The following is an 18,195-nucleotide window of genomic DNA, read 5'->3' as shown; positions in this document are numbered from 1 at the left end:
AGGCTTCGGCCTTCATGACGCAGCGCCATGATCGTGCCGCGTTCCTCCGCGCTCAGGTGCTGGTACGCCTTCCCCATGCTTCACCTCCAGTCTCAGGAAGCGTTGCACTTGATCTTAGAATCCGCCTTACTTTTCTTTGCACAAGCAAAGAAAAGTGAGTCGCCAATAGGCGAAAAAAAGCTACCAAACCCTGCACACCTAAAAGAGCGCGAACGCGCGAACCACAGCGCTTAAGAACGAAGCTGCCCACCCACGATTACCCGCGCGGCTTGAACCCCGCGAACTTCTGCGCCATCTCCTCGTAGAACGCCCGCTGCTCGTCGTTCTCCGCCGGCGGCGCCACCACCCGAATCTCCACCAGCTGATCGCCCGGCGTTGCCGCCGGCAAGCCGCGCCCCTTCAGGCGCAGCTTCTTGCCCGACTGGCTGCCCGCCGGCAGCTTGAGCTGCACCGCACCGCCCAGGGTCGGCACGTCGATACTGGCGCCCAGCGCCGCTTCCCAGGGGGCGACCGCCACCACGCAGCTCAGGTCGCGTTCCTTCAACTCGAATTGCGGGTGCGGGGCGAAGCGGATTTCCAGCAGCAGGTCGCCGCCGTAGCGGCCCTGGCCGTTGAGGCGGATGGTCTTGCCCTCGGTGACACCCTTGGGGATCTTCACGTCCAGGGTGCGGCCGCTGCTCAACTGCACGCGCCGGCTGCCGCCGTGGAAGGACTCTTCCAGCGACACCGTCAGCACATCGCGGGAATCCTCGGCCTCAGGCGCGAAACCGCCCATGTTGCCGAAGCCCGCGCCGCCACCGGCGCCGCCCATGCCGCCGAACAGCGAGGAGAAGAAGTCGGAGAAATCACCACCGCCGCCGAAGCCGCCGGCGCGGCCACCGCGCGCACTGCGGCCGCCACCCATCTGGCCGTCCCAGCCCGGCGGCGGCTCGAAGCGCTGGCCGGAGCGCCAGTTGGCGCCCAGGGCGTCATAGGCTTTGCGCTTTTCGGCATCGCTGAGGACCTCGTTGGCCTCGTTGATTTCCTTGAAGCGCTCCTCGGCACCCTTGGCCTTGTTCTTGTCGGGGTGAAACTCGCGCGCCAGCTTGCGATAGGCCTTCTTGATCTCGTCGGCCGAGGCGCTGCGGGCAACGCCCAGAATCTTGTAGTAGTCCTTGTATTCCATAAGACGGCATTCTCTACGAAAAAAGCCGCGCACCCTAGCAGCACGCGGCTTTGCCTCAGCGATCTCCGCCGGTGGCGGAGGCGGCTCAATGGGTCACGTTGATCCGCCGCGGCTGGCTGGCCGGCCGCTTGGGGATGACGATTTCCAGCACACCGTGCTTGCCGCTGGCGGATACCGACTCGCCGTCGATGGTGTCGGGCAGCGCGAAGCGGCGGAAGAAGCGGCCGGTGGCGCGCTCGATGCGACGACGTTCGACGCCGGCGGCTTCCACCGCCTTTTCGCGGCTGCCGGACAGCGTCAGCACGCCGTTTTCCAGCGTCACTTCGACACTGGCCGGATCGACGCCGGGGATGTCGGCACTGAGCACGAACTTGTCGGCGTACTCGGCGATGTCCACCGAGGGCGTCCAGTCGGCGGTGGCGCCGGTGCTGGCGTCCTGGCTGTTGGCATCGAGGGCACGGGTGAATTCATTCAACAGCGCGCGGTGCAAGGACCACGGCTCGTAGCGGGTCAGACTCATGTTGGTTCTCCTACATCGGTTTCAGAAGATGGACTTCTGTGCGCACGACGCAAAACTGGTGTCGCGCATCCTGGTTTCAAGAGTCCGAAATCGCTTGTCAACCAACTGAGCGCGGCCGGACTTTCATCACCACCGTTCACTCTTCGGAGATTCCCATGCTGCGCAGCCTGATGTTGTCCCTGCCCCTGTCCATCGCCCTGCTGGGTACTGTCCACGCCGCCGAGCTGACGCCCGAACAGCAGGACAAGGTGGCCCAGCACTGCGCCGACAATCCGGCCCAGTGCGAGAAGATCCGCGCCCGTGCCGAGGAGATGAAGGCGAAATGCGCGGCCGACCCGGCCAAGTGCGAGGAGATGAAGCAGAAGATGCAGGAACGCCGTGCCGAGCTGAAAGCCAAGTGCGACGCCGACCCGGTGAAATGCGAGGAAAAGAAGCAGCAGATGAAGGAGCGCCGCGCCGAAATGCAGGCCAAGTGCGACGCCGATCCAAAGGCTTGCGAAGAGCGCAAGGCGAAGTGGAAGGAGCGCATGGAAAAGCGTCGCGGCGAATAGCCCGGCGCCGGTCCGCCCAAGAGCTTCCAGCCTTGGGCGGACGCCGATCTAGAGCATCGACCGGATCGCCCAGAGATCCGGAAACAGCGGCTTGAACAGGGTCGCCCGCAGATAATCGGCTCCGGCCGAGCCGCCGGTGCCGGGTTTGGCGCCCAGGGTGCGCTCCACCATCTTCACATGGCGGTAGCGCCATTCCTGCAAGCCCTCGTCGAGATCGACCAGGCGCTCGCAAACTTGGGCCGCGAAGTCGTTGCGGCGGTAGATCTCGATCAGCAGCGTCTGCACGGCCGCATCCGGCGCCAGCGGCGCCTGCGGATCGCGTGCCAGCGCCGCTGCTGGCACCGCCCAGCCCAGGGCACGCAGATAGCGCAGGAAGCCATCCCAGGCGCAGGGCGCGGCCAGCGCGGCCTGCAGCCGCTCGCGCTCGCTGCTGCCCTCGGGGTAGTGCGTCAGCAGCGCTGGCCGCTTGTGACCGAGCCGGAATTCCAGCAGCCGGAACTGCGCCGACTGGAATCCGGAGCTGGCCTCCAGTCGCGTCCGGAAGGCATTGAAGGAAAGCGGCGTCATCGTCTCGATTACGTCCACCTGCTGCACCAGGGTCTTGAGGATGGTGAGCATGCGCTTGAGCGCCGCCAGCGCCCTGGCACTGTCGGCGGCGGCGAAGGCGCGCTCCAGGCCGTCCAGTTCGTGCAGCAACTGCTTGAACCAGAGCTCGTAGACCTGGTGGATAATGATGAACAGGGTTTCGTCGTGCTCCGGTCCTTCCGACAAAGGCGTCTGCAAGGCCAGCAGCGCGTCGATCTGCAGATACGACGAATAGGTGACGGGTTTGGGCGTGGTCATGGCGCCATGCTAACGCTCCCGTACACCCGGACAAGGTGCATGGACGGAGCAGAACCGGGCTTTCCCCGTGGCGGCAACGCCGTTTCCCGATTCATCGGCCGCGCGGTGCTGCGCGCTTTCGGCTGGCGCCTGGAAGTGCAACTGCCCAGCCTGCCGAAAGCCGTGGTGACTGCGGCGCCACACACCTCCAACTGGGATTTCGTGTTCGGCATGGCCGCGATCCTGGCCCTGGGACTGCGGGTGCGCTGGTTCGGCAAGCACACTCTGTTCTCCGGGCCGCTGGCGCCGCTGATGCGGGCGCTCGGCGGCATTCCCATCGACCGCAGCGCCGCTGGCGGCGTGGTCGCGCAGACCACTGCGGCCTTCCAGGAACATCCGCAACTGGTTCTGGGACTGGCGCCCGAAGGCACCCGGCATTACAACCCGCGCTGGAAGAGTGGCTGGCAGCAGATCGCCCACGCCGCCGGTGTGCCGGTGCTGCCGGCCTATATCGACCACGGCCGCAGGTGCATCGGCCTGGCCCCGGCGTTCCGCACCAGCGGCAACTACGAGGCCGACCTCGCCCAGCTCAAGAGCGGCTACCGGCGCGAGATGGCCAAGAATCCCGAACTGTTCGCGCTCTAGCTTTGCGACCGCACCCGCGACAGCAGCAACATGCCAGCGGCGAAGAAGAACACCAGCACGAAGATCGCCAGCCGGGGATTGCCGGTGAGGCTGGCGGTGAGGCCCACCACCAGCGGGCCGAGCACGGCCGCGAACTTGCCGAGCATGTTGTAGAAGCCGAAGAACTGCCCGGCCGACTCTTTCGGAATCAGGCTGGAATAGAAGCTGCGCGACAGCGATTGCACGCCGCCCTGTACCAGTCCGACGGCGGCGGCCATCAGGTAGAAGTCGGTCTCGGTCTGCATGCTCAGCGCCCAGAGGGTGACGCCGATGTAGATGCTCAGGCCCAGGTACAGGCCGCGCTGGGCTCCGAAGCGCTCACCGATGCGGCCGAAGGCGATGGCGGCCGGGAAGCTGACGAACTGCACGATCAGCAGCGCCTTGATCAGCGCGCCGGGCTCGAAGCCGAGCTTGATGCCGAAGTCCACCGCCATGTTGGCGACGGTGTTCACTGCGTCGATGTAGAGCCAGTAGGCGAACAGGAACAGATACACCGGGCGGTAGCGGGCGATCTGCTTCATGGTCGCCCAGATCGCGGCCCAGCCGAGGGCGCCGACATCGTGCATGGCGCGCGATTCGCGGACGTTGCGGAACAGCGGCCAGGAGAACAGCAGCCACCACACCGCGACGCTGACGAAGGCCCACTTGCCGGCCTCGGCGGCGTTGGCGAGCCCGAACCACTCCGGCTTCTGCACCATGCTGACGTTGAGCACGAACAGCAGGCCGCCGCCGAGATAGCCGAGACCGTAACCGAGCGCGGAGACCCGGTCGCGCTCGGCCGGCGCGGCGACGTTGACCAGCAGCGAGTCGTAGAAGCCCAGGCCGCCGAAGAAGCCGATGCCGCCCAGCGCGAACAGGGCGATGGCCAGCGGCCACTGGCCTTCGCCGACCAGCATCAGTCCGGCGGTGGCGCTGGCGCCGAGCAGGGTGAAGAACAGCAGCAGGCGCTTCTTCCAGCCGTGCTTGTCGGCGAGCACGCCCAGCCAGGGCGCCATCAGCATCACCAGGAAGCTGGGCAGGGAGTTGCCGTAGGCACCGAGGTAGAAGGTGCTGGTGCCCGGGTCCACCCCGGCGGCGTAGTACTTGTTGAACAGGATCGGGAACAGGCCCACCAGCACGGTGGTGGCGAACGCCGAATTGGCCCAGTCATAGAAGGCCCAGCTGAGCTGCTGCTTGCGGTCCGGCGCCATTGACGGGTCTCGGGTCAGAAGATTTCGTAGCCCAGCACCAGCGCATCCTCACGGCTGTTCTCGGCCGCCGGATAGTAGCCCTTGCGCACGCCCAGCGTGCTGAAGCCCAGGCTCTCGTAGAGCCGGCGCGCCGCGTTGTTGGAGCGACGCACCTCCAGCAGCACCACGGTGCACAGTTCCTCGCGTGCCAGCGCCAGCAGGTGCTGCATGAGATAGCGGCCGATGCCCTGCCCCTGCTGGGCCGGATCGACGCAGATGTTGAGCACGTGCGCCTCGCCTACCGCCATGCTGAAAAAGGCGTAGGCCAGCAGCTCGTCGGCCGGATTCAGCACGCCCCAGCAGACGGTGCCGTGGCGCAGGCTGTCGCGGACGATCTGCTCGGTCCAGGGAAAGGGGTAGCCGCGCCGCTCGATGTCGAGGATGTCCGGCACCCGGCTGGCGTCGAGCACTTGCAGGTGCCAGAGCTCGGCGCTCATTGACTGGCGTGGAGGTGCTGCCAGACCTTCTTGAGGTCTTCCCAGCTCTTGGCTTTTTCCTTGGGGCTGCGCAACAGGTAGGCCGGGTGATAGGTGACGAACACCGGCGTCTCGGACTTGCCGTACTGGTGCAAGGGGCCGCGCAGGCGCGACAGCGGCTGATCGGTGGACAGCAGCCGCTGCGCCGCGATGCGGCCCAAGGCGACGATCAGCTTGGGTTGCAGCAACTGAATCTGCATGTCCAGGTACGGCCGGCAGCCTTCCACCTCGTCGGGCTCCGGGTCGCGGTTGCCGGGCGGCCGGCACTTCACGACATTGGCGATGTAGGTGTTGTCGGCGCGCGAGCGGCCGATGGAGCGCAGCATTTCGTCGAGCAGCTTGCCGGCGCGACCGACGAAGGGTTCGCCCTGGGCATCCTCGTCGGCGCCCGGCCCCTCGCCCACCACCATCAGCGGCGCGCTGGTGTTGCCGACGCCGAACACGGTCTGGGTGCGGGTCTTGCACAGCTTGCAGCGCTGGCAGCCGCTGACCCGCTCGCGCAGCGCGGCCCAGTCGGCCGGTACTTGGATGGCAGTGGCGGGCTCCAAGCCGCCGACCTCCGGGCGCTGTGCCGCTGCGGGAGCCGGCACCGGTGCCGGTCGCGAGCTGACGACCGGCGGGGTACGGCTGGAGGCAGTCATAGCGGACGGTGGTGGCGCGACGGACGGCGCTTCCGCGACCACCAGGCCGGGGGTGCCGGCGCCCTTGGCCTGCCATGTCTCGATGCCGAGGGCGTCAAGCACCTTTTTCTGTTTGCCGTTCATGCCGCTATTGTCGGGTGGCAGCGGACACGATGCCAGCCGCCCGAAGGCGGCCGGCATGCCGTGCTCAACTGCGGCGGGCGACGCGATTCAGCGCCGAGAGAATGGCCTTCAGCGATGCGGTGACGATATTGCCGTCGATGCCGACGCCGAACACCGGCCGGCCATCACCGACCTTCAGCTCGATGTAGCTCACCGCCTTGGCATCGCTGCCGGCGGTGACCGCGTGCTCCTGATAGTCGGCCACCGACAGCTTGCGGCCACTCAGCTCCGAGAGCGCGCTGACGAAGGCGTCGATGGGACCGTTGCCCTTGCCGTCCAGGCGGTGCTTTTCGCCGTTGACCGCGACCTCGGTGACCAGCTTCACTTGATCCAGGGTGGAGTCCTCGACCAGGTGATGGGCCAGATAGCCGTAGGGCTCGCCGACGCTCAGATACTCGGTCTGGAACAGCGCCCAGATGTCGGCGGCGCTCACCTCCTTGCCGGACTGATCGGTGACCGCCTGCACGGCGGTGCTGAACTCGATCTGCAGACGGCGCGGCAGCGTCAGGCCGTATTCGGACTCCAGCAGGTAGGCGATGCCACCCTTGCCGGACTGCGAGTTGACGCGGATCACCGCCTCGTAGCTGCGGCCCAGGTCCAGCGGGTCGATGGGCAGATAGGGCATCTCCCAGATGTCGTCCGGCTTACGCAGCGAGAAGGCCTTCTTGATCGCGTCCTGGTGGCTGCCGGAAAAGCTGGTGAACACCAGATCGCCGACATAAGGGTGGCGCGGATGCACCGGCAACTGGTTGCAGTACTCCACACAGCGGCGGACTTCGTCGATGTCCCCGAAGTCCAGGCCCGGATCGACACCCTGGGTGTAGAGATTCAGCGCGATGTTGACCAGATCGACATTGCCGGTGCGCTCGCCGTTGCCGAACAGGCAGCCTTCGATGCGATCCGCGCCCGCCATCAGCGCGAACTCGCCGGCGGCGGTGCCGGTGCCACGGTCGTTGTGCGGGTGCACGCTGATGATGATGGATTCGCGCCGCTCCAGGTGGCGGTGCATCCACTCGATCATGTCCGCGAAGATGTTCGGCGTGCTGTGCTCGACCGTCGACGGCAGGTTGATGATGCAGCGCCGCTCCGGCGTCGGCTGCCAGACCTCGGTGACCGCATCGACGATGCGCTTGGCGAAGTCCAGCTCGGTGCCGGAGAACATCTCCGGCGAGTACTCGAAGGTCCAGTCGGTTTCCGGCTGCTCGGCGGCCAGTTGCTTGATCAGCCGCGCGTGCTGCACCGCCAACTGGTCGATCACCTCGTCCTGGCTGAGATTGAACACGACGCGGCGCATCACCGGCGCGGTGGCGTTGTAGTAGTGCAGCACGACCTTCTTGGCACCCTTCAGCGCCTCGAAGGTGCGACGGATCAGGTGCTCGCGCGCCTGGGTCAGCACCTGGATGCTGACATCGTCGGGGATCAGATCGTTCTCGATCAGATGGCGGATGAAGTCGAACTCGGTCTGCGAGGCCGAGGGGAAGCCGACTTCGATCTCCTTGAAGCCCAGCTTCACCAGCAACTGGAACATGCGCAGCTTGCGCTCGCGGTTCATCGGCTCGATCAGCGACTGGTTGCCGTCGCGCAGATCGACGCTGCACCAGATCGGCGCCCGGCTGAGCACGGCATCGGGCCAGGTGCGGTCGCGCAGATGGACCGGCGCGAAGGAACGGTATTTGGTGGCGGGATTTTTCAGCATGGCCATGTGGCAGCACTCCGGCCCGCAGGCAGCGGACCTTTCAATTCGAATGGGGGGAATAGCGAGAAGACTCTCATCACGGTTTATCCCCCGTGCGGGCGCGTGCCGGTGTCCTGGCCTTCAGGCCGGGACGAGCACGCACTTGCTAAGTCGCGCAGACAGCCTCGGGCATGCCGAGGTGGCACGGGAGGCGGAAGAGATGGCGCGGCAAGTAAACATGGCGAGGCAGGATAGCCGCGAACGGCGGGAAATCAAGTGCTCGGCGACTGAGCGGTCGGTTTGCGCAGACGGCGCCAGAGCGTGCTGACCGGGCCGGACAGGGCGTAGCCCAGGAATACCAGGAACAGCACTTGCGGCGGATTGATCGCCACCAGCGCCAGCAGGCCGACCACCGCGGCGAAGGGCAGGAACTTCATCCGCCCGGCCAGATTGAGCTTCTTGAAACTGTTGTAGCGGATGCTGCTGACCATGGACAGCGCGGTCAGCAGAGTCAGCGGCGCGGCGACCAGCAAGACCTCGTGGCCGGCGACGCCCCAGACATCCACCGCGCTCCATACGAAGAAGGTCACCAGCGCCGCCGCTGCCGGGCTGGGCAGGCCGAAGAAGTCCTTGCTGCCACCGGCGATGTTGGCCAGCACGTTGAAGCGCGCCAACCGCAGCGCCGCGCAGGCCGCGTAGGTGAAGGCGATCACCCAGCCGAGCTTGCCGCCCAGCCAGCGGTATTCGGCCAGGCCCGAGAGGCTGTAGGCGTAGACGACGATGGCCGGTGCGATGCCGAAGGCGACCATGTCGCAGAGCGAGTCGTACTCCTTGCCAAAGTCCGTGGAGGTGTTGGTGAGCCGGGCAATGCGGCCGTCGAGACCGTCGGCGATCATCGCCACCAGGATGCCGACGCAGGCATGGTCGAAGCGGCCGCCCATGGCCATGACGATGGCGTAGAAGCCACCGAACAGGGTGCCGGTGGTAAACAGGTTGGGCAGCAGGTAGATGCCCTTGGTGGGACCCTTGCGTCGCGGTGTCGCGGTGTCGCTCATCTTTCAGTTCTCCGCAGCAGCGTGGCGAGGACGGTCTCGCCGCATCTTATCGTTTGCCCCAGCGCGACTTCCACGCGCGAGCTGGCGGGCAGGTAGACGTCAACCACCCGACTCAGCCGCCGCAGCCCGCACAGTCGTCCCTGCCCGACCCGCTCGCCGTAGGGAATCCACACCGGACGGGCGCCGAGCAGCCAGCCTTGCGCGGCAACCACCAGCACGTCCTCGCCCTCGTCGGTCTGGATGCGGCTGACGCGGCGGGACGCCCCCGGCACAGCCAACACCTCGCCTTCCACCGGCGCCCTGAACAAATAGTTGCCCCAGGCCGCAACCCGGATCCCCAGCCGGATCGCCTCGCGGCCCAGATAGGGGTCGTGGCATTCGCGGCGAAAGATCACCTCGCCGTCCACCGGCGCCAGCACACCCAGCGGCTTGGCGGGGCTGCGGCGAGGGTTGTCGTGAAACCAATACAGCGCGACCGGCGCCAGCAGGGCCGGCGGCAGCGCGAGTTGCCAGGACTCCAGACTCCACAGCAGCAGCGCCAGCAGCATCAGCAGACCGGCGCCGATCCAGCCCTCTGGGACGACGCGCAGGATCGGAACGTAGGCACTACGCATGGATGGGGTCGGCTTGCCTTGGACGCAAAACGGCGCGATTCATCGTAAGGATGAATCGCGCCGTGTTGATTGCAGGCTTAGTTCTTGGTCTTGTCGACCAGCTTGTTCTTGGCGATCCAGGGCATCATCGAGCGCAGGCGGGCGCCCACTTCCTCGATCTGGTGCTCGGCGCCGATGCGGCGACGGGCCTTGAGCATGGGCTGGCCAGCCTGGTTTTCGAGCACGAAGTCGCGCGCGAACTTGCCGGTCTGGATGTCGGTCAGGACGCGCTTCATCTCCTTCTTGGTCTCTTCGGTGACGATGCGCGGACCGGTCACGTAGTCGCCGTACTCGGCGGTGTTGGAGATCGAGTAGCGCATGGTCGAGATGCCGCCCTCGTACATCAGGTCGACGATCAGCTTCAGCTCGTGCAGGCACTCGAAGTAGGCCATTTCCGGCGCGTAGCCGGCTTCCACCAGAGTTTCGAAGCCGGCCTGCACCAGCGCCGAGGCGCCGCCGCAGAGCACCGCCTGTTCGCCGAACAGATCGGTTTCGGTTTCCTCGCGGAAGTTGGTCTCGATGATGCCGGCACGGCCGCCGCCGTTGGCGCTGGCGTAGCTCAGGGCGATCGCCTTGGCGTTGCCGGTGGCGTTCTGGTGGATGGCGATCAGGCTGGGCACGCCGCCGCCCTGCACATAGGTGCCGCGCACGGTGTGGCCGGGGCCCTTGGGGGCGACCATGATCACGTCGAGGTCGGCGCGCGGCTCGATCAACTGGAAGTGGATGTTGAAGCCGTGGGCGAAGGCCAGGGTGGCGCCCTTCTTCAGGTTGGGGGCGATCGAGTCTTCGTAGATCTTGCGCTGGTCCTGGTCGGGGGCGAGGACCATCACCAGGTCGGCGGCCTTCACCGCCTCGGCGACTTCCGCGACCTTGAGGCCGGCGTTGGTGGCCTTGTCCCAGCTCTTCGAGCCCTTGCGCAGCGCGACCGTGACATCGACGCCGGAGTCCTTGAGGTTCAGCGCGTGGGCGTGACCCTGCGAACCGTAACCGACGATGGCGACCTTCTTGCCCTGGATGATGGAAAGGTCTGCGTCTTTGTCGTAGTAGATGGAGATGCTCACGGTCGTGGCTCCGATGGGGCGTGGATGAGGGGGTAAAGCGGGAAAGACTTCAGGCCTGGTGCAGGACGCTCTGGCCCAGCGCCAGCGCGGCAACGCCGGAGCGCACCAGTTCCAGCACGTTCGAGATCTTCGCCAGGTCGGCGATGAAGGCCTCGATCTGGGCGGCGGTGCCGGCCAGTTGTGCGGTGCGGGTGTTCTCGCTGCCATCCAGAGCGGTGGCGTGGTGGTCACGCACGCAATGGATGAAGGCGTTGGCCTGCTGCGGCAGCAGCTCGATCTTGATGATCAGCAGCTCGCACTCGACATGGTCGGTGGCCGAGAGGTCGGCGATGTCGACGACATCCACCAGCTTGCGGGTCTGGCCGACGATCTGCTCGATCACCGCATCGGAGCCGGTGGTGACCAGCGTGAGGCGGGAAACCGCCGGATCGTGGGTCGGCGCCACGCAGAGCGACTCGATGTTGTAGCCACGGGCGGAGAACATGTTGGCCACCCGCGCAAGCGCGCCGGCCTCGTTCTGCAGGAGGATCGAAACGATATGTCGCATTGACCGCGGAACCGTACACCCGGTCTTTCGGGGACGCGAACCTTAGCGTCGCACCGCAGCAAACGCAATGATTCCGCGACTAAAGGTGACGTGAACCAGCCTCCAGGCTCGGCGTGGCTAGCCGCGTCCGTACTGTTTGTGCACCCACTCCACCAGCTGCGCCCGGCGACGGATGCCGAGCTTGTCGTAAAGGTTGTAGGCGTGGGTGGAGACCGTCGAGGGAGCCAGGCCGAGATCGCGGGCGATCTCCTTGAAGGTCATGCCGCCGGCCAGCTTGCGCGCCACTTGCAGTTCCCGGCCACTGACGCTGGGTGCACGGCGGTCGCGGCGGACCCGCACGTGGCATTTGTCGCCGAACGGGTCGAGCCGGTAGAACAGACCGCCGTGAGGAATGCCCTGGGTGTAGGCCTTGACCTCGAAGGAGAGCGGAAACGGCAGATGCCTGCCGTCCCAGTCGTCATTGGCGCGGCGCAGGTAATCTTCGAACACCCGGTCTGAGGACTCGATCAGCCCCTCGGCGTTGACGATGGCGAAGCCCACGGGTTCCGGGTCGCCGCCTCGGGCCTGGCGCAGCAGTCCCTGCAGGCGCCGCGACAAACGCTCGGCGTTGACCAGGTGCTCGAGGTTTTCCTGGAGAAAGCGGCGCTCCTCATCGTTGAAGCTGGACGGCAGCGCCTTCTGCCAGGTGAATTCGTGCCGGGTGTTTTCGACCGGCTCCAGCACCTCGATCCGCAAGGTGGTGAACTCGGCGGCGGGGTCGCTGGAGGCCAGGCCGGCCATGCAGATTTCCCGGATGCCGGAGGGTGTCAGCAGGCACCAGCGCGATTGCGACATGGGCAATCGCTCGACCAGGCAGGACAGCCCCCAAGCTGCGAACTGCTCTTGCTGCTCGAAAACCCCGGAATACAGTGTGGCGGCAAGACTAGGCATCGCAACTCTCCCCAGAGGGCTCACCAAGAGCAGGCAAACATTGTTGTAATGAGGGCATTGTGTCGGGGTGGACTGGAGGTAGCTATCGTATTTATTAAGTACCCTTCCGTTTTTATACGACCCATAGTAGTTGAGCGGCAAGCGCCGAGACGCTGCCGTCATCGCCATGCCGCCACCGGTGAGCCCCTGGAACCCGGACAACCGTCTTTCCAAGCACGCCCGGCCGACTCAATAATGGCGTTTGCCAGCCAGCTCCCATGCCCGTAGACCTTCCCCTACCCGCGCCGCCCGAGCCCGTCGTGCTCGCGCCCACGCGCCGTGCTGTCGGCCGGCAGCTGGACGTCCAGGTCCAGGGGCGGCAGCTGAGCCTGCAGCTGCCGGCGGATGTCGACGTCGACGAGCTGCGTCACAGCCTGCTGCAGAGCAGTAGCGCCGAGGACGCCCTGCGACGGCTGCCCTATCTGATGGTCGCCGCCGGCTATCTGAGCGTGCGCACCTACTACCTGGAGCAGGCCGACGGCAGCCTGCAGGTCTGGCTGATCCCGGTGCCCCTGACCGCAGTCGACGGCGAGGCGCCGATGCTGGACTACTTCAAGCCCCTGGCCGGCAGCCGCCGGCCGCTGCGCGCCAGCGACCTCGAACCTCGGCGCACCCTGGCCGGCCTGCACGCCGACCGCGCCGGTCTGCGCGCGGGTGCACGGCTATTGCCGGACGGCGAGGAGCTGCGCATGGACTTGCACAGCTTTCCACAGGGAGACCGGGGCAAGGTGCGGGTGGCAGTGGGCAATCCCGGCAACCGCTACGTCGGCCGTCGGTTCGTGGACCTCGATGTGCGCATGGATACCGTCTCCGGCGCCGAGTTCGGCCTGTTCTGGCGGGAGTCGGACCGTCTGTTCCAGGGCGGCAACGCCGACTACCACGAACAGGGCGTATCAGCGAGCCTGTTCCGTCCGCAGGGGCTGTTCAGCCTCGGCGCCCGTCGGTTCGACTACCGGGTCCGCGATCCCGCCGGTCTGCTGGACGGCGAGCAGGACTACTACGAGCTCAGCTGGCTGGCCGTGCCGAAGGCCAACTTCCGGGTGCGCTGGACCACCGAATTGAAGCTGGATCTCACCCAGCAGTCGCTGTACCGCAACTCCGACGAGCAACTGCTGCGCCAGGAGCGCTATCCCTCGCTGTCCGCCACCCTGCAGCGCACCGCCACCGCCACCGTGCTGGGCAAGCGGCTCGACTACGACGGCAGCCTGCTGCTGCGTCAGGGTTTAGGCGGGGACCCCACCCCCGCTGGCGCCTCCGTGCTCGACTATCAGCTGACCCGGCTCGGATTCGGCGCCCGCTGGCGTCTGCTGCCCTCGCTGGCGCTGGAAACCCAGCTCGCCGGCCAGTGGAGCGACGACCGCCTTCCCGATGCCCAGCTCTGGGCGCTGGGCGGCCCGCAGCTGGTTCGGGCCTATTACCCGGGCGCCGCTCTGGGGGACCGTGGCGCCTACGCCCGACTCTCCAGTCTGTGGCCACTGCCGGCCTACAAGAGTCTGCAGCTGACGCCCGCCGTGCATGTCGAATGGGGACGCAGCGACCGCGAGAACAGCCCGGACGGCACGCTGGCCGACTTCGCCCTGTCTTTGGACCTGCGTTACCGCCGCAGCTGGTCGGCGAGCCTGAGCAGCGGCCTGCCGTTCGTCGAGCGTGGCGACCCACGGCTGCTGGAAGGCGCCCGGGCCGGATTGTTCTTCCGGCTGGCTGCCGACCTCTGAAGGCCAGCAAACGGTTCGATGGGCGCCAAATCCGGCGCCCAGGCAATGGCCGGTTTCTGACAACGATGTCAGCCCTTCACCCTGCCCCGGCGGCAAAAGCATCGGGCGCGGCACCCACTGCGGCGCAGGCCCGGAAATGCTATAAACCGCGCCCCCAAGCAAGCAGCCTGATCCGCTGCAGATCCGGCCCGGGTCTGCGGCATACACCGAGACCGTCATGAACGCCGCCAGCCCGCTCTCCCCGCACCCGAAATCCGGTCAGGCCATGACGGGTGCCGAGATCGTCGTCCAGATCCTGGCCGACGAGGGCGTCAGCGCGATCTTCGGCTACTCCGGTGGCGCGATCCTGCCCACCTACGACGCGGTGTTCCGCTACAACCAGGGCAATCTGGACAGCGATGGCCACGAGCCGATGCCGCTGATCGTGCCTGCCAACGAGCAGGCCGCCGGCTTCATGGCCGCCGGCTACGCCCGCGCCTCCGGCAAAGTCGGCGTCTGCCTGGTCACCAGCGGCCCCGGCGCCACCAACACCGTCACCCCGGTGCGCGACTGCATGGCCGACTCGATTCCGATCGTCGTGCTCTGCGGCCAGGTGCCGACCGCCGCCATCGGCTCCGACGGATTCCAGGAAGCGCCGATCAGCGCGATCATGGGCCCCTGCGCCAAGCACGTGTTCCTGGTCACCGACGCCAGCCAGCTGGAAGCCACCGTCCGCACCGCCTTCGAGATAGCCCGCACCGGCCGTCCCGGGCCGGTGGTGGTGGACATCCCCAAGGACGTGCAGAACTGGAGCGGCCATTTCCAGGGGCAGGGCAACCTGGCCATCCCCGGCTACCGTCAGCGGCTCGCCAAGGTGACCTCCAGCCGTCTTTCCGAGGCTCAGAAAGCACAGTTCGCGGACCTGCTGCGTGGTGCGCGGCGGCCGCTGATCTACGCTGGCGGTGGCGTCATCCACGGTGAAGCCAGTGCCGCGCTCACCGCCTTTGCCGATGCCTACGGCATTCCGGTGACCACCACCCTGATGGGCATCGGCGCCTACGACACCACCGCGCCGCGCGCGCTGCACATGCTGGGCATGCACGGCACCGCCTTCGCCAACTATGCGGTGGACGACTGTGATGCACTGATAGCCATCGGCGCCCGCTTCGACGACCGGGTTGCCGGCGTACCGGCCAAGTTCGCTCCCAATGCCCGCTGGATCGCCCACTTCGATGTCGATCCCAGCGAGATCAACAAGGTCAAGCGCGTGCAGTGGCATCACGTCGGCGAGCTCAACAACGCTCTCGAGGACCTGCGTACCTACCTGGATGCACAGGGCTTCCGTCCCGAGTACGGCGACTGGCACCAGCACATCGCCGCGCTCAAGAAGACCCATGCGCTCAACTACGAGCGCGGCGGCGACTACATCCAGCCGCACGCGGTGATCGAAGCGCTGAACGCGGTTACCGGCGGCGAGGCGGTGGTCGCCACTGGCGTCGGCCAGCACCAGATGTGGGCGGCGCAGTACTTCGACTTCAAGCATCCCCGCCTGTGGCTGACCTCCGGCTCCATGGGCACCATGGGCTTCGGTCTGCCGGCGGCCATCGGGGCTGCTTTCGCCTGCCCGGACAAGGTGGTCATCGACATCGACGGCGACGCCTCGATCCGCATGAACCTCGGCGAGCTGGAGACCGCGACCACCTACAACCTGCCGGTGAAGGTGGTGGTGCTGAACAACAACGGCGACGGCATGGTCAAGCAGTGGCAGCGGCTGTTCTTCGAGAGCCGCTATTCGGGCTCCGACAAGTCGCTGCACCGCAAGGACTTCATCAAGGCGGTACAGGCCGACGGCTACGAGTTCGCGCGCCGGGTCGAGAAGAAGGAAGACCTGGCGGCCACGGTCGCCGAGTTCCTGGCCTTCCCCGGGCCGGCGTTCCTGGAGGTGATGATCGACCCGATGGCCAGCGTCTATCCGATGGTCGGCCCCGGCATGAGCTATGGGCAGATGATCACCGGCCCCTGGATCGCCGCGCGCACCGGTGGCGCCGAGCCGGTCAAGCAGGACAAGGCCGACCTGTTCTGAACTACATCCAGCAAAAAGGCCGCCGCGAGCGGCCTTTTTGTTGCCTCGAATGGATCAGGCGCGGTGCCGGCGACTGGTCCAGAATTTCACCGTCCATTCACCAGCCCATCCAAGGAAACCCATGTCAGAGGCCCATGTCGTCACCCACCTGGAAGACCGTGTACTGACCGTCCGCTTCAACCGCGCCGACAAGAAGAACGCCCTCACCGGGGCCATGTACACCGCGCTGGCAGAAGCCTTCACGGCGGCCAACAGCAACCCGGAAGTGCGCGTGGTACTGATCCTGGGACAGCCGGATTGCTTCACCGCCGGCAACGACCTGGCCGATTTCCTCGCCGTCCCGCCCAGCGGCCCCGACAGCCCGGTGATGCGCTTCATGCGCTCGCTGGCAAATCTGGAGAAGCCGGTGGTGGCCGGCGCCAGCGGCATTGCCGTCGGCGTGGGCGTCACCCTGCTGCTGCACTGCGACCTGGTCTACTGCGGCGAGCAGACCAAGCTCAACATGCCGTTCTCCAGCCTGGGCATCTGCCCTGAATTTGCCTCCAGCTATCTGCTGCCACGGCTGATGGGGCATGCCCGTGCCGCCGAGTTGCTGATGCTGGGTGAAGGCTTCAGCGCCAAGAAGGCGCTTGAGTGTGGCCTGGTCAATGCGCTGCTGCCGAATGCCGAGGTCGAAGCCACCGCGCTGGCCAAGGCGCGGCAGATTGCGGCGATGCCGCCACGCGCCATCCGCATCACCAAGATGCTGCTCAAGAAGTGGAGCCTGGCCACGGTGAATGAGTCCATCGACTTCGAAGCCGCGCATTTCATGGCGATGCTGCACGAGCCGGAAGCCCGCGAAGCGATCTCCGCATTCATGCAGAAGCGCAAGCCGGATTTCTCCAGCTTCAACTGAGCAACACCGGGCCTTTGCTGCGTTCTGCCAGGCCATGGTGTAGCGCAGCAAAGACCGGGACTTCATCCTTGACGCTGGCGCGGTCGCGGGCGCAGCATTCGCCTGTCACCAACGCCAGGGAGGAGCCCGGGTCGAATGAATCACGCTGCATCCGCCGACCGGCCTTTTCTCCCGAATTCGAACCCGCCAAAGCCCGCCTGCATGGCCCCGCTTCCGACCATCGTCGGCGTCGCCCACACCGCTGGGCTGCCCGGTTTTTTCGCGTACGTCCGGGCGGTCTGATGGCCAAGAAATCAGTCCTCGCCCGCCCGGCAGCAGCGGCCACGCAAACGCCGCCCAGCAGTCCTGGCGGCAAGCGCGAGCGCAACAAACTGGCCAACCGCGAGGCGATCCTGGAGGCGGCGCGCAAGTGCTTCCTCAAACAGGGCTACGACGCGGTCACCGTGCGCGACGTGATCCGCATGACCGGACTCGCCGCCGGTACCTTCTACAACTACTTTCCGGACAAGGACACGCTGTTCCGCGCGGTGCTGGAAACCCGGATGAACGACCTCAATGCCGCGATGCACGCGGTGCGCGGCGAGGCCTACACCATCGACAGCTTCATCCACGGCGCCTTCCTGACGCTGTTCACCCGCATCGCCGAGGATCCGGGCTTCTTCCGTCTGATCATGCGCAACGAGCATGCGGTACGCACCCTGTTCCAGGACAGCGTGGTCGGCATTCCCATGCGGGCGCTGAAGGCCGACCTGAGCGACGCCATCGAGCGCGGCATCTTCCCGCCCTTGGACATCGACCTGATGACCTCGGCCTTCTTCGGCGTCGGTTTCGAGATCGGCCGCACCCTGTCGGTTGCCAAGCGCCCCGACCCGGAAGCCGCCGCCGCCTTCGCGGCCCGGCTGATGACCGCCGGCGTGCAGGCCTTCGGCATCCAGCAGGGCTCCTCGGCACGGCGCAAGAAGGGCGAGGTCGCGATCCGCGGCTCCCTGCCCTAGGGCCTGTCACCAATTAGAACGTCGCTGCGTTGCTGGTCAAAAGCGCGTCAGGCAAGGCGCGAGCCGACGCAAAGGCTGGACGCCTTTGCTAGGCGAGCAACGCGGCATGACGCGCTTTTGGCCAGCAACCCCTTGGGGCGGGACGGTTTTGGGGCATTGCTACGTCAGCAAGAGTTTCAATAGGCCCTCTATTGCGCACTCTTGCTTCCTTGCACTGCCCCAAAACCGCCTTCCGCCGCAGCGATGTTCTAATTGGTGACAGGCCCTAGCCGCGAAGGCGACGCCCAAGAAAAAGGCCGGGGAAGTCCCGGCCTTTTC

Annotated in this window: 18 protein-coding genes; 6 read left to right on the top strand and 12 right to left on the bottom strand. The window is 66.3% G+C overall.

Annotation, left to right across the window (positions count from 1 at the left end; genetic code table 11):
* Window positions 1-256: 256 nt before the first annotated feature.
* Together ED208_RS09540 and ED208_RS09535 are read right to left on the bottom strand one after the other, a co-directional pair.
* Window positions 257-1,165, bottom strand: coding sequence for a DnaJ C-terminal domain-containing protein (locus tag ED208_RS09540; RefSeq protein WP_123211639.1), 909 nt, complete (start codon window positions 1,163-1,165; stop codon window positions 257-259).
* An 85-nt stretch (window positions 1,166-1,250) separates the two neighbouring features.
* Window positions 1,251-1,685 carry an Hsp20/alpha crystallin family protein gene (locus ED208_RS09535; protein ID WP_123211638.1) on the bottom strand — a complete coding sequence of 145 codons (435 nt, stop codon included), beginning with the start codon at window positions 1,683-1,685 and terminating at the stop codon, window positions 1,251-1,253.
* Window positions 1,686-1,840: 155 nt separating this feature from the next.
* On the opposite strand from ED208_RS09535, the gene ED208_RS09530 reads away from it, so the two are divergent.
* Complete coding sequence (locus tag ED208_RS09530) at window positions 1,841-2,236, top strand: hypothetical protein (protein ID WP_123211637.1); 396 nt, start codon at window positions 1,841-1,843, stop codon at window positions 2,234-2,236.
* Window positions 2,237-2,284: 48 nt separating this feature from the next.
* Here the strand turns inward: ED208_RS09530 and ED208_RS09525 are convergent, their stop codons facing one another.
* A complete protein-coding gene (locus tag ED208_RS09525; RefSeq protein WP_123211636.1) occupies window positions 2,285-3,079 on the bottom strand; it encodes a tryptophan 2,3-dioxygenase in 795 nt (264 codons plus the stop codon).
* A gap of 39 nt (window positions 3,080-3,118) precedes the next feature.
* Between ED208_RS09525 and ED208_RS09520 the strand changes: the two genes are divergently transcribed.
* Window positions 3,119-3,703 carry a lysophospholipid acyltransferase family protein gene (locus tag ED208_RS09520; protein ID WP_123211635.1) on the top strand — a complete coding sequence of 195 codons (585 nt, stop codon included), beginning with the start codon at window positions 3,119-3,121 and terminating at the stop codon, window positions 3,701-3,703.
* On the opposite strand, the gene ED208_RS09515 is transcribed toward ED208_RS09520, so the two are convergent.
* The 9 genes from ED208_RS09515 to ED208_RS09475 all read right to left on the bottom strand — a co-directional run bounded on the left by ED208_RS09515 (window position 3,700) and on the right by ED208_RS09475 (window position 12,075).
* The gene (locus ED208_RS09515) at window positions 3,700-4,932 is read right to left on the bottom strand and encodes an MFS transporter (RefSeq protein WP_123211634.1); all 1,233 of its coding nucleotides are present in this window, start codon (window positions 4,930-4,932) and stop codon (window positions 3,700-3,702) included. The genes ED208_RS09520 and ED208_RS09515 overlap by 4 nt on opposite strands.
* 14 nt (window positions 4,933-4,946) lie before the next feature.
* Entirely contained in the window at window positions 4,947-5,408 is a 462-nt protein-coding gene (rimI, locus tag ED208_RS09510) for a ribosomal protein S18-alanine N-acetyltransferase (protein ID WP_123211633.1), read from the bottom strand.
* Window positions 5,405-6,211 (bottom strand): uracil-DNA glycosylase, encoded by an 807-nt coding sequence (locus ED208_RS09505; protein ID WP_123211632.1) that lies wholly within the window; start codon window positions 6,209-6,211, stop codon window positions 5,405-5,407. The genes rimI and ED208_RS09505 overlap by 4 nt, the downstream gene beginning before the upstream one ends.
* 64 nt (window positions 6,212-6,275) lie before the next feature.
* On the bottom strand, window positions 6,276-7,946 hold the full coding sequence (leuA, locus tag ED208_RS09500) for a 2-isopropylmalate synthase (RefSeq protein ID WP_123211678.1): 1,671 nt from the start codon (window positions 7,944-7,946) through the stop codon (window positions 6,276-6,278).
* A 251-nt stretch (window positions 7,947-8,197) separates the two neighbouring features.
* Entirely contained in the window at window positions 8,198-8,980 is a 783-nt protein-coding gene (gene pssA, locus ED208_RS09495) for a CDP-diacylglycerol--serine O-phosphatidyltransferase (protein WP_123211631.1), read from the bottom strand.
* Window positions 8,977-9,594, bottom strand: a complete 618-nt coding sequence (locus ED208_RS09490) for a phosphatidylserine decarboxylase (protein WP_123211630.1) — start codon at window positions 9,592-9,594, stop codon at window positions 8,977-8,979. Before ED208_RS09490 ends, pssA begins: the two co-directional genes overlap by 4 nt.
* A gap of 77 nt (window positions 9,595-9,671) precedes the next feature.
* Complete coding sequence (gene ilvC, locus ED208_RS09485; RefSeq protein WP_123211677.1) at window positions 9,672-10,688, bottom strand: ketol-acid reductoisomerase; 1,017 nt, start codon at window positions 10,686-10,688, stop codon at window positions 9,672-9,674.
* 55 nt (window positions 10,689-10,743) lie between these two features.
* Complete coding sequence (gene ilvN / locus ED208_RS09480) at window positions 10,744-11,241, bottom strand: acetolactate synthase small subunit (protein WP_123211629.1); 498 nt, start codon at window positions 11,239-11,241, stop codon at window positions 10,744-10,746.
* A gap of 117 nt (window positions 11,242-11,358) precedes the next feature.
* Window positions 11,359-12,075, bottom strand: a complete 717-nt coding sequence (locus tag ED208_RS09475) for a helix-turn-helix transcriptional regulator (protein ID WP_158608495.1) — start codon at window positions 12,073-12,075, stop codon at window positions 11,359-11,361.
* A 395-nt stretch (window positions 12,076-12,470) separates the two neighbouring features.
* Between ED208_RS09475 and ED208_RS09470 the strand changes: the two genes are divergently transcribed.
* The 4 genes from ED208_RS09470 to ED208_RS09455 all read left to right on the top strand — a co-directional run bounded on the left by ED208_RS09470 (window position 12,471) and on the right by ED208_RS09455 (window position 17,877).
* Window positions 12,471-13,925: a ShlB/FhaC/HecB family hemolysin secretion/activation protein gene (locus ED208_RS09470; protein ID WP_123211627.1), complete on the top strand. Its 1,455-nt coding sequence runs from the start codon at window positions 12,471-12,473 to the stop codon at window positions 13,923-13,925.
* A gap of 217 nt (window positions 13,926-14,142) precedes the next feature.
* Window positions 14,143-15,987 carry a biosynthetic-type acetolactate synthase large subunit gene (gene ilvB, locus ED208_RS09465; protein WP_233574965.1) on the top strand — a complete coding sequence of 615 codons (1,845 nt, stop codon included), beginning with the start codon at window positions 14,143-14,145 and terminating at the stop codon, window positions 15,985-15,987.
* A gap of 121 nt (window positions 15,988-16,108) precedes the next feature.
* On the top strand, window positions 16,109-16,882 hold the full coding sequence (locus ED208_RS09460; RefSeq protein WP_123211626.1) for an enoyl-CoA hydratase: 774 nt from the start codon (window positions 16,109-16,111) through the stop codon (window positions 16,880-16,882).
* 281 nt (window positions 16,883-17,163) lie between these two features.
* The gene (locus tag ED208_RS09455; RefSeq protein ID WP_123211625.1) at window positions 17,164-17,877 is read left to right on the top strand and encodes a TetR/AcrR family transcriptional regulator; all 714 of its coding nucleotides are present in this window, start codon (window positions 17,164-17,166) and stop codon (window positions 17,875-17,877) included.
* Window positions 17,878-18,195: the final 318 nt, after the last annotated feature.

This window comes from Stagnimonas aquatica, assembly GCF_003730135.1.
Lineage (GTDB): Bacteria > Pseudomonadota > Gammaproteobacteria > Nevskiales > Nevskiaceae > Stagnimonas > Stagnimonas aquatica.
Note: the sequence above shows the minus strand (reverse complement) of the source record. Positions and strands in the feature narration are given on the sequence as shown.